The organism is Clavibacter lycopersici (genome assembly GCF_003576405.1).
GTDB lineage: Bacteria > Actinomycetota > Actinomycetes > Actinomycetales > Microbacteriaceae > Clavibacter > Clavibacter lycopersici.
In genome coordinates this window covers 1-7,902 of record NZ_QWGT01000134.1, presented here as the reverse complement: position 1 = coordinate 7,902, position 7,902 = coordinate 1, and the positions used below count along the sequence as shown (strand labels likewise).

General features: G+C 73.6%; 13 protein-coding genes, 2 tRNA genes and 1 pseudogene. 11 read left to right on the top strand and 5 right to left on the bottom strand.

Going from position 1 to position 7,902, the window contains the following annotated elements:
• Positions 1–2: 2 nt before the first annotated feature.
• From DZG00_RS09940 to DZG00_RS09930, 3 genes are read left to right on the top strand one after another with little or no spacing between them, the layout of a single operon-like run.
• A complete protein-coding gene (locus DZG00_RS09940; protein ID WP_119381947.1) occupies positions 3–797 on the top strand; it encodes an energy-coupling factor transporter transmembrane component T family protein in 795 nt (264 codons plus the stop codon).
• Positions 787–1,335 (top strand): nucleoside/nucleotide kinase family protein, encoded by a 549-nt coding sequence (locus DZG00_RS09935; RefSeq protein ID WP_119381946.1) that lies wholly within the window; start codon positions 787–789, stop codon positions 1,333–1,335. The genes DZG00_RS09940 and DZG00_RS09935 overlap by 11 nt, the downstream gene beginning before the upstream one ends.
• Before the next feature lie 9 nt (positions 1,336–1,344).
• Positions 1,345–1,617 carry a hypothetical protein gene (locus DZG00_RS09930; RefSeq protein WP_119381945.1) on the top strand — a complete coding sequence of 91 codons (273 nt, stop codon included), beginning with the start codon at positions 1,345–1,347 and terminating at the stop codon, positions 1,615–1,617.
• Positions 1,618–1,722: 105 nt separating this feature from the next.
• On the opposite strand, the gene DZG00_RS09925 is transcribed toward DZG00_RS09930, so the two are convergent.
• The 3 genes from DZG00_RS09925 to orn form a co-directional block, all read right to left on the bottom strand.
• On the bottom strand, positions 1,723–2,073 hold the full coding sequence (locus tag DZG00_RS09925; protein WP_119381944.1) for a metallopeptidase family protein: 351 nt from the start codon (positions 2,071–2,073) through the stop codon (positions 1,723–1,725).
• A 121-nt stretch (positions 2,074–2,194) separates the two neighbouring features.
• Positions 2,195–2,270, bottom strand: a tRNA-His gene (locus DZG00_RS09920).
• Between the two features lie 43 nt (positions 2,271–2,313).
• Positions 2,314–2,934 carry an oligoribonuclease gene (orn, locus tag DZG00_RS09915; RefSeq protein WP_119381943.1) on the bottom strand — a complete coding sequence of 207 codons (621 nt, stop codon included), beginning with the start codon at positions 2,932–2,934 and terminating at the stop codon, positions 2,314–2,316.
• Between the two features lie 58 nt (positions 2,935–2,992).
• On the opposite strand from orn, the gene DZG00_RS09910 reads away from it, so the two are divergent.
• The 4 genes from DZG00_RS09910 to nadE all read left to right on the top strand — a co-directional run bounded on the left by DZG00_RS09910 (position 2,993) and on the right by nadE (position 4,520).
• Positions 2,993–3,208 (top strand): SCO4848 family membrane protein, encoded by a 216-nt coding sequence (locus DZG00_RS09910; RefSeq protein WP_119381942.1) that lies wholly within the window; start codon positions 2,993–2,995, stop codon positions 3,206–3,208.
• Positions 3,209–3,270: 62 nt separating this feature from the next.
• Complete coding sequence (locus DZG00_RS09905) at positions 3,271–3,570, top strand: thioredoxin family protein (RefSeq protein ID WP_158586981.1); 300 nt, start codon at positions 3,271–3,273, stop codon at positions 3,568–3,570.
• Positions 3,571–3,584: 14 nt separating this feature from the next.
• A tRNA-Arg gene (locus DZG00_RS09900) sits at positions 3,585–3,657 on the top strand.
• Between the two features lie 41 nt (positions 3,658–3,698).
• Positions 3,699–4,520 (top strand): NAD(+) synthase, encoded by an 822-nt coding sequence (gene nadE / locus DZG00_RS09895; protein ID WP_119381940.1) that lies wholly within the window; start codon positions 3,699–3,701, stop codon positions 4,518–4,520.
• Between the two features lie 74 nt (positions 4,521–4,594).
• Here nadE and DZG00_RS09890 read toward each other — a convergent pair whose 3' ends face one another.
• Together DZG00_RS09890 and DZG00_RS09885 are read right to left on the bottom strand one after the other, a co-directional pair.
• Positions 4,595–5,299, bottom strand: a complete 705-nt coding sequence (locus tag DZG00_RS09890; RefSeq protein WP_119381939.1) for a hypothetical protein — start codon at positions 5,297–5,299, stop codon at positions 4,595–4,597.
• An 84-nt stretch (positions 5,300–5,383) separates the two neighbouring features.
• Positions 5,384–5,620: a hypothetical protein gene (locus tag DZG00_RS09885; RefSeq protein ID WP_119381938.1), complete on the bottom strand. Its 237-nt coding sequence runs from the start codon at positions 5,618–5,620 to the stop codon at positions 5,384–5,386.
• A gap of 170 nt (positions 5,621–5,790) precedes the next feature.
• On the opposite strand from DZG00_RS09885, the gene msrA reads away from it, so the two are divergent.
• The 4 genes and pseudogenes from msrA to DZG00_RS17330 form a co-directional block, all read left to right on the top strand.
• The gene (msrA, locus tag DZG00_RS09880) at positions 5,791–6,318 is read left to right on the top strand and encodes a peptide-methionine (S)-S-oxide reductase MsrA (protein ID WP_119381937.1); all 528 of its coding nucleotides are present in this window, start codon (positions 5,791–5,793) and stop codon (positions 6,316–6,318) included.
• Positions 6,319–6,421: 103 nt separating this feature from the next.
• Positions 6,422–6,649: a hypothetical protein gene (locus tag DZG00_RS09875; RefSeq protein WP_233549037.1), complete on the top strand. Its 228-nt coding sequence runs from the start codon at positions 6,422–6,424 to the stop codon at positions 6,647–6,649.
• Between the two features lie 523 nt (positions 6,650–7,172).
• Positions 7,173–7,724 carry a MarR family winged helix-turn-helix transcriptional regulator gene (locus DZG00_RS09865; protein WP_119455582.1) on the top strand — a complete coding sequence of 184 codons (552 nt, stop codon included), beginning with the start codon at positions 7,173–7,175 and terminating at the stop codon, positions 7,722–7,724.
• A pseudogene (locus DZG00_RS17330) lies at positions 7,721–7,902 on the top strand (DUF6993 domain-containing protein); the annotation flags it as partial. The gene DZG00_RS09865 and the pseudogene DZG00_RS17330, both read left to right, overlap by 4 nt.

Genomic DNA, 7,902 nt, shown 5'->3' with positions numbered 1-7,902 from the left:
CGATGAGCGCCGCCCCGTCCGCCGTCGTCCCGGCCACCCGCGCGAGCGGCCTCGCCGCCGTCAACCCGGTCGCGCGCCTCGCGGCCGCCCTCGTGCTGACGCTGGTGCTCGTGCTGAGCCTCGACGTGGTCTCGGCGGGCGCGGCGCTCCTCCTCGAGCTGCTGCTCCTGCCCGTCGCGGGTATCCGCCCGCGCGCGTTCCTCGTCCGCGGCATCCCGATCTGGATCGCGGCTCCCGGCGCGGGGCTCACGATCCTGCTCTACGGGCGGACGTCCGGCGACGTGTACGCGCAGTTCCTGCTCGTCGTCGTGAGCGAGGGCTCGGTGCTCCTCGCCGTCGCGACGACGCTGCGCGTGCTGGCCATCGGCGTCGCGTCGCTCATCCTCTTCTCGAACGTGGATCCCACGGACCTCGCCGACGGCCTGGCCCAGGTGTGGCGCCTGCCGTCCCGCTTCGTGCTCGGGGCCCTCGCGGGCGTCCGGCTCGTCGGCCTCCTGCTCGACGACTGGCGGTCGCTCGAGCTCGCCCGCCGTGCGCGCGGCGTGGCAGACCGCGGCCGGATCCGCCGGTTCGCCGGCCAGGCGTTCGCGCTCCTCGTGCTGTCGATCCGGCGCGGCAGCAAGCTGGCCACCGCGATGGAGGCCCGCGGCTTCGGCGGCACCACCGCCCGCACGTGGGCGCGCCCCAGCGTGGTCGGCAGGCGCGAGGCGCTCGTGCTGGCCGTCGCCGTGCTGGTCGCCGCCAGCTCGGTGACGGCGGCCGTCGCGGCCGGGACGTGGGACTTCGTTGCGGCCTGATCCGGGGGAGCGGCGCCCGGCGCTGGTCCTCGTCGACGGGCCGTCCGGCTCCGGCAAGTCGACCCTCGCCGACGTCCTCGTCCGCGACGGCGACGCGGGCGCGCACCTGCTCCCGGGCGCGCAGCTCCTCCGGCTCGACGACGTCTACCCGGGTTGGGGCGGCCTCGAGGCCGCGTCACGGCATCTCGAGCGGCACGTGCTCGCCGAGATGCATCCGGGTGGGCGGCCCCGCTGGCGCCGCTGGGACTGGGGCGCCGACGCGCCCGCGGAGTGGCACGACCTGGATCCGGCCCGTCCGCTCGTGGTCGAGGGCTGCGGATCCCTGACCCGCGTCGCCGCACCCCTCGCCACGCACCGCATCTGGGTGGAGGCCGACGACGCCGTGCGGAGGGCCCGCGCGATCGCCCGCGACGGCGAGTCCTTCGCGGTCGAGTGGGAGCGCTGGGACGCGCAGTGGCGCGCGCACGTGGCCCGCGAGGATCCGCGTGCCCTGGCCGACGCCGTCGTCCGCACGGACGCCGTCGCGGCGGCCGGGTAGCCTGAGGCCATGACCGATTCCGCACCGTCCGACGTCCGCTACCTCGCCGTCTTCGCCGACGGCCCCCTCGAGGGCACCACCGAGACCCGCGTCCTCGTCGACGGCAAGCACGACGAGACCATCAGCACGATGTCGGCTGTGGAGGGCAAGGAGTCGCTCTTCCAGTACCGCGCCGGTGCCGTCTCCGAGGTCGCGGGCGAGCAGCGCGTCACCTACACGTTCGTGGCCGACGGCAGCGACGACGTCCTCGGCGAGGGCGACGACGAGTCCCTCGAGCTCTGATCCCCTCCTTCCCGGGCGCCTGAGACGCCCGTCCACGACCCCGGCCCGCGACGCGGCGACCGGGGTCGTCGTGCGTCCGGGCGGCGTCGCGCGGGCGACAGCGGATCAGGCCCAGCCGAGCGCGTGCAGCCGGTCGTCGTCGATGCCGTGGAAGTGGGCGATCTCGTGCACGAGCGTGACGTGGACGAGGTCGCGCAGCGCGTCCATGTCCTCCGCCTCGTGCAGGTGGGGCTCGCGGTAGACGACGATGCGGTCCGGCATCTCGCCGAACCCGTACTGGCCGCGCTCGGTCATGGCGACGCCGTCGTAGAGGCCGAGGAGGTCGAGGGATCCGTCCTCGGGCCGGTCCTCGACGACGAAGACGACGTTGTCGAGCCCGTCGACCATCTCGTCCGGCAGCTCGTCGAGCTCGTCGACCACCAGTCGCTCGAAGTCGTCGGGGTCGCAGTGCAGCACGGGTCCACCCTCCCACACCACCGTGCGGGGACTCGGGCGACGGGTGCGCGGGGCCGCGACGGATGGAACGACCGGAGACGACGGAAGGGCCGGGATCCTCTCGGATCCCGGCCCTTCCCGGTGGGGTGGACGACGGGGCTCGAACCCGCGACTTCCGGCTCCACAAGCCAGCGCTCTGCCAACTGAGCTACGCCCACCATGCGGCCGGTCCCGCTCTCGCGGACGGCCATGACGAGGATACTACAGCCGCGGAGCCCACGCGGACGTGACGTCCGCGGCGATGGCCTGCACGTCGTCGGTGGCCGGTCCCGGTGCCGGCACGAATGCCGCGCGGCGGTAGTACTCGAGCTCGCGGATGGACTCGAGGATGTCGGCGAGGGCGCGGTGGCCGCCGTTCTTCGCGGGGGAGTTGAAGTAGATCCGGGGGAACCACTCCTTGGCGAGCACCTTGATGGAGGACACGTCGACGCTGCGGTAGTGCAGGTGCGCGTCGACCCGCGGCATGTACTTGGCCAGGAACGCCCGGTCGGTGCCGATGGTGTTGCCCGCGATGGGGGCCTTGCCGCCGTTCGGCACGTGCCGCAGCAGGTACTCGAGCACCGCGAACTCGGCGTCGGCGAGGCTCACCCCCGCGGGGATCTCCTCGAGCAGCCCGGACGAGCGGTGCATCTCCGTGACGAACTCGCCCATGTTGGCGAGCGCGGCGGGGTCGGGGTTGATCACGATCGTGAAGCCGTCGTCGACGGGCACGAGGTCGAAGTCGGTGACGACCACCGCGACCTCCACCAGCTCGTCGATCGCGAGGTCCAGCCCCGTCATCTCGCAGTCGATCCACACCAGCCGGTCAGCGTTGTTGCCCATCCCCAGATCCTATCGGCGGCCCCGGACCGCCCGGATCCCGCCCGCCTACCATGGGGGAGTGATCACCCTCCTCGCCGTCCTCCTCATCGTCAACGGCGTCTGGAACGTCGTCGTCTGGCCGCAGTTCCTGAAGCGCGTCGCGAAGGACCCGCGCGCCCGCGCCGCCGACGGGTCCCGCACGCCGTTCTTCACCGTCCACCTCGTGCTGGTGTCGGTGTCGCTGCTGCTCGCCCTCGTCTCCATCATCGCCGCCGTCGCGGCGTTCGTCTCCTGACCTCCGGGGAGGCCGGCCCGGGTCCCACGGCGCCGGTCGCTGCCGACGGCGTGCGCGTCGTCATGTTCTCCTCCCTCTTCTGCGTCCCGTGCCAGGCGACCCGGCGCACGCTCGCCGAGGTGCAGCGGCTCCTGCCCTGGCTCCCGGTCGAGGAGCTCGACGTCGCCGCGCATCCGGACCTGGCGGAGGCGGAGCTCATCCGCTCGACGCCGACGATCCTGGTCCGCGCCGGCGACCGCGAGGTGCTCCGTGCGGAGGGCGTCCCGACCGCGCCCCAGGTGCTGCAGGCCGTGGTGCGGGCGATGGACGGGGCGGCACCGTCCGGTGCCGCGGACGCGCCGGGTCGTCCGGACCCCGCGTAGTACCCTCGACCCGACCCCCTGTAGCTCAATGGATAGAGCATCGGCCTTCTAATCCGACGGTTGCGCGTTCGAGTCGCGCCGGGGGGACCGTCTGTCGCACGCGCGGGATCGGACGTAGATTTGGGCGCATGCGCGACATCCAGTCACAGATCATCGCCGCCCTCGAGGTGCGTCCGACCATCGATCCCGCCGACGAGGTCAGGAAGCGCGTCGACTTCCTCAAGGCCTACCTCCGGTCCACCGGCGCCGAGGGCTTCGTCCTCGGCGTCAGCGGCGGGCAGGACTCCTCGCTCGCCGGCCGCCTCGCCCAGCTCGCCATCGAGGAGCTCGCCGCCGAGGGGCTCCTCGCCGAGTTCGTCGCCGTGCGCCTGCCGTACGGGGTGCAGGCCGACGAGGAGGACGCGCAGCTCGCGCTGTCCTTCATCCAGCCGAAGTCGAGCGTCGTCTTCGACATCAAGCGCGCCGTCGACGGGTTCCAGGCGGAGTACGCCGACGCCGCCGGGCACGCGATGACCGACTTCACCAAGGGCAACGTCAAGGCCCGCTCGCGCATGGTCGCCCAGTACGCGCTGGCGGGCCAGGCCCGCCTGCTGGTGATCGGCACGGATCACGCGGCCGAGGCGGTCACGGGCTTCTTCACCAAGTACGGCGACGGCGGCGCGGACGTGCTCCCGCTGACGGGCCTCACCAAGCGCCAGGGTCGTGCGCTCCTCGAGCACCTCGGCGCACCCGAGCGCCTGTACCTCAAGGCGCCCACGGCGGACCTCCTCGACGACACCCCCGGGCAGACGGACGAGGCGAACCTCGGCCTCACCTACGCCGACATCGACGACTTCCTCGAGGGCCGCGACGTCGACGACGAGGTGGCCGAGGCGATCGAGGCCCGCTACGCCAGCACGGAGCACAAGCGGCGCGTCCCCGCCAGCATGTTCGACGACTGGTGGAAGTGATCGCCTCCTGACGCGACGACGCCCCGCACCTCCTGGGAGGTGCGGGGCGTCGTCGCGTGCGGGGACCTGCCGCGTCAGCGGCGCTCGGCCTCCGCGCTGCGGGAGTTGGCGGCCGCCGATGAGGGCACGGGCGGGCTGTACTGCTCGTCGGGGGACTCGACGCGGCGCTCGGCGACGGGCTGGTCGTCGGATCCGCTCCGCCAGGGCACCGGGACGGGAGCGACCGCGGTCTGCTCGGCCTGCCGGGGCTCGGTCCGGCCGGGGGCGGCGTCGGCGGGCTGGTCGTCCTCGAACTGCCAGCGGGAGATGTCGCCCTGGAAGATCTTGCGCGCACGGCCGGGGTGGTGCTGCCACTCGACCATGCGGTCGCGGAACTCGGCGAGCTGCGCGTCGAACTGGAAGCCGAAGCTGCCGCTGCCGCGCTTGAACTCGGTGATCTCGTGCGCGGCCCAGGTGGCAGCCGTGGCCGCGCCCTTGACCGGCAGGAGGCGGATGCGGATGTCGGCCTCGCCCGCGGCCCGGTCGGCGAGCACGCGCTCCTGCGCGGTCAGCCCGTCCCAGACGGATGCCTGGCGCGCGGCGTCGACCAGCACGCCGATGGCGGCGGCCTTCACCTCGCGGTCGTGCCGCGTGAGGATCCGCTGCGTGGCACCGCGCGCGATGACCGCGGCGAGCACGCCGGCCACCACGATGGCGACGAAGGGGACGACGACGCCGGAGAGGAGCTGCGTGCCCCGCTCGGACGCGAGGGCATCGAGGAGATCATTCCACCACTGCATGCGGCGACCGTACCCCGGGCCCCGGCCGCGCACGGGGAGGCGGCGCGGGCGCGTCGTGCGGGTCCGTCTTCCGTGCGCGGATTGTCAGAACCGCAGGCAGTCGACCGCGTCCTGGAGCGCCCAGAAGTCGCCGAGGGGGACGAACCCCTGCGCGTCCCGGCGCAGGCGCTTGGCGCGGAAGCGCTCGCCCTCGGGCTCGTGCATGCGCTCGACGTAGCCGAGCACGGCGCCGTCCGGACGGGTGACCCGCAGGAGCCCGTCGTGCAGCTCGCGGACCTGGGCCGCCGAGCGCGCCAGGGGGGTGTAGGTGATGCTGGGCATGGTGTCCTCCGTCCGTGCGCCGCCGGCCCGGCGGTGTCCCTGTGTCCCCGAAGCTACGGGCGACCACCGACATCGCGAGGGCGTGGAATGGGAGCCGCCCGGTGACGGTTCCCTCCCATGTCGACCACCGCGGACCTCGCGCGCGTCGACGGGAAGTAGGTTCATCTCTCATGCAGACATTCATCCTCGCCGGCGGCTGCTTCTGGTGCCTCGATGCGGTCTACCGCACTCTCGACGGCGTCCAGGACGTCATCTCCGGATACATCGGCGGCCACACCGACCACCCCTCCTACGACGCCGTGTGCACGGGCGCGACCGGTCACGCCGAGGCGGTGAAGGTGGTCTTCGACGAGGAGGTCATCCCCGCCGACGTGATCCTCGACGTGTTCTTCACGCTGCACGACCCGCGCCAGCTCAACCGCCAGGGCGCCGACGTGGGCACGCAGTACCGCTCGGCGATGTTCCCGACCGACGCCGAGCAGGAGCAGCTGTTCCGGGACGCGATCGCGCGGGCCGGCGACCTGTGGGACGGCACGGCCGTCACCACGATCGAGCCGGTCGGCACCTGGTACGACGCGGAGGACTACCACCAGGACTTCTTCGCCAAGAACCCGGGCCAGGGCTACTGCAACGCGGTCGCCGTGCCCAAGGTCAACAAGGTGCGGAAGTCGTTCGCGCAGTACGTGCGCGCCGCCTGATCCAGCTGTCCACCACGCCCCGCGGCCTGTACGGCCGCGGGGCGTCGGCGTACCATCGGCACGTCCGGGCGACGGAGCCCGGGGAGGAGAGACGACGATGTCGATGACCACCGACACCCGCAGCACGACCGGGATCCCCCGCACGGCGGGCAAGACATGGGTGGCCTTCGGGGCCACGGGGGCGCTCGCCTCCATCCACTCGCACGATGACGGCTACGAGGTGCGGTCGCTGCACCGCGGTGTTGTCGCGGGCACCTACCCCACCCTGGAGATCGCGAAGGCCGCGCTGCGCGCGAGCCAGGACGACGACCTCCGCTTCTCCGAGCACTGAGCCCGGTCGGTCCCTCCCCAGGGCGCGTCCCCGGTGCGGCGCGCGCGAGATCGCCTGTCCGACCCCTGCCTCCGATCCGTCGGACCATCCTCGGCGTGCGGCCACGTGGTCGCGGGGAGGGGCGCCCGGTGGGCTCTCGGGGTGAGGCGGTCGCGCGCGAGGCACGGTCGCGGGTGGCCGTGCACGGGACGGTCGTCCGACGGCCGCGCTGCATCCGGACGGTTGAGGGCTGGGAGATCGCCAGCCTCCTGGTCGCGCCGGCCGACGCGCGTCGCCCCGCTGCCGCCGGCGACACCGGGGCTCCGGACCACGACGCCGTCCTCGCGGTGTGCTCGGGGTCCGGGGCATCCCGGGATGTCCCTCGCCTCGGCGTCGGGGACGAGGTCATCGTGGTGGGACGCCTCGTGCCGCGTCGCGGCGCCCGTCCCGAGGACGATGCGGTGGAGCTCGTCGCGGACGCGGTGCTGGCCAGACGGCCGACCGGGTCCGTCGTCGCGGAGCCGCCGGAGCCTAGGATCGCACCATGAGCGGATCCCCCCGGTGGCTCGAGCCGGATCAGCAGCGCGCCTGGCGGACGGTCATCGTCGCGCTCAACCACGTCAGCGAGCGCATCGAGCGGGAGCTCCTCCGTGACGCCGGGATGCCGCACGCGTACTACATGATCCTCGTCCGCCTCTCGGAGGCCGAGGACGGCGCGCTCCCCATGAGCGTCCTCGCCCGGGCCCTCCAGGCGTCCGCGAGCCGCACCTCCCACGCCGTCACCCGGCTGGAGCAGCTGGGCTGGGTCCGCCGCTCGCGCTCGCCCCACGACGGGCGGAGCCTCCTCGCCGAGCTCACCGACGAGGGCCGCGCGACCCTCGTGGCGGCAGCGCCCGGGCACGCGGAGGAGGTGCTCCGGACGGTGTTCGACCCGCTGACCGAGGAGCAGACCGCGCAGCTCGAGGCCATCGCGCGGGATATCCTCGCGAGCATGAGCGCATCCTCCCTCGACGACGGCCGGGGGAGCGCTCCCGGCGACGACCTCGCCATCCCCCCGGCACCCGACGCGGCCTGCACCGACGAGTCCGCCGCGTGATCCGCGCCCCCCGCGCCCTCCTGGCGCCGGCGCTGCTCGGCGCCCTGATCCTCTCGGCGTGCACGCAGTCACCCGCCGCGCCCGAGCCGACGACATCCGCCACCGCGACGCAGGGAGCCGACCGCGGCGCGGCGCCCGCCGCGCCCACCGTCGCGCCGGTCGATCCCAGCGGCACGGC

Excerpts from the sequence above, each read along its gene's own strand:
- DZG00_RS09890 (WP_119381939.1), bottom strand. The coding sequence starts at position 5,299 with ATGCAGTGGTGGAATGATCTCCTCGATGCCCTCGCGTCCGAGCGGGGC.
- DZG00_RS09865 (WP_119455582.1), top strand. The coding sequence starts at position 7,173 with ATGAGCGGATCCCCCCGGTGGCTCGAGCCGGATCAGCAGCGCGCCTGG.
- DZG00_RS09885 (WP_119381938.1), bottom strand. The coding sequence starts at position 5,620 with ATGCCCAGCATCACCTACACCCCCCTGGCGCGCTCGGCGGCCCAGGTC.
- orn (WP_119381943.1), bottom strand. The coding sequence starts at position 2,934 with ATGGGCAACAACGCTGACCGGCTGGTGTGGATCGACTGCGAGATGACG.
- DZG00_RS09940 (WP_119381947.1), top strand. The coding sequence starts at position 3 with ATGAGCGCCGCCCCGTCCGCCGTCGTCCCGGCCACCCGCGCGAGCGGC.
- DZG00_RS09905 (WP_158586981.1), top strand. The coding sequence starts at position 3,271 with ATGTTCTCCTCCCTCTTCTGCGTCCCGTGCCAGGCGACCCGGCGCACG.
- msrA (WP_119381937.1), top strand. The coding sequence starts at position 5,791 with ATGCAGACATTCATCCTCGCCGGCGGCTGCTTCTGGTGCCTCGATGCG.
- DZG00_RS09875 (WP_233549037.1), top strand. The coding sequence starts at position 6,422 with ATGACCACCGACACCCGCAGCACGACCGGGATCCCCCGCACGGCGGGC.
- nadE (WP_119381940.1), top strand. The coding sequence starts at position 3,699 with ATGCGCGACATCCAGTCACAGATCATCGCCGCCCTCGAGGTGCGTCCG.
- DZG00_RS09930 (WP_119381945.1), top strand. The coding sequence starts at position 1,345 with ATGACCGATTCCGCACCGTCCGACGTCCGCTACCTCGCCGTCTTCGCC.